The organism is Paenibacillus agri (assembly GCF_013359945.1).
Classification (GTDB): Bacteria; Bacillota; Bacilli; order Paenibacillales; family Paenibacillaceae; genus Paenibacillus_AQ; species Paenibacillus_AQ agri.
In genome coordinates this window covers 1-1110 of the sequence record NZ_JABWCS010000165.1, presented here as the reverse complement: position 1 = coordinate 1110, position 1110 = coordinate 1, and the positions used below count along the sequence as shown (strand labels likewise).

1 protein-coding gene is annotated in these 1110 nt (G+C 56.0%); it reads left to right on the top strand.

The features are described 5' to 3' along the window. Positions 1–1110: Ig-like domain-containing protein (locus tag HPT30_RS00820; RefSeq protein ID WP_175369672.1), on the top strand; the 1110-nt coding region annotated here is incomplete at both ends.

The following is a 1110-nucleotide window of genomic DNA, read 5'->3' as shown; positions in this document are numbered from 1 at the left end:
GAAGCCAGCAACTCACAGCGACAGTCGATGTCGTTGGTGACGCAGAGACCACGGTTACGTGGAGTAGTAGTGACGCCAGTAACAAAGTAGTGGTGGACAACACAGGTAAAGTAACCGTAGCAGCGAATGCGGCACCGGGTAATTATACGATTACAGCCACGTCGACAGCAGACGCAACAAAGAAAGCCTCTGCAACGATTACGGTAACGGTGGCGCCAGCGGTCAATAGTGTGAGTGTCACTCCGATTAGTGCAAGTGTGGTGCAAGGAGGAAGTAAGCAACTCACAGCCACAGTTGATGTCGTTGGCGGAGCAGCGACCACGGTTACGTGGAGTAGCAGTGATGCCAGCAACAAAGTGGCAGTGGACAATACGGGTAAAGTAACCGTAGCTGCGAATGCGGCACCAGGCGTTTATACGGTCACGGCAACGTCGACAGCAGATGCAACGAAGAAAGCTTCTGCGGCGATCACGGTGACGGTGGCGCCAGCAGTTAATAGCTTAACGGTCAGCCCAAGCACGGCAAGCATTTTGCCAGGCAATAGCAAGCAGCTCACAGCCACAGTTGATGTCGTTGGCGGAGCAGCAACCACGGTTACGTGGAGTAGTAGTGATGCCAGCAACAAAGTGGCGGTGGATAACACGGGTAAAGTAACCGTGTCCGCGAATGCGGCACCGGGTAGCTATACGATCACGGCAACGTCGACAGCAGACGCAACGAAGAAAGCGTCTGCGGCGATCACGGTAACGGTGGCGCCAGCCGTCAATAGCGTAACGGTCAGCCCGGGCACGGCAAGCATCTTGCCAGGCGGAAGCAAGCAACTCACAGCGGTAGTTGATGTCGTTGGTGGAGCAGCGACCACGGTTACGTGGAGTAGCAGTGATGCCAGCAACAAAGTGGCAGTGGACAACACGGGTAAAGTAACCGTGTCCGCGAATGCGGCACCGGGTAGCTATACGATCACGGCAACGTCGACGGCAGACGCAACGAAGAAAGCATCTGCGGCGATCACGGTAACGGTGGCGCCAGCCGTCAATAGCGTAACGGTCAGCCCAAGCACGGCAAGCATCTTGCCAGGCGGAAGCAAGCAACTCACAGCGGCAGTTGATG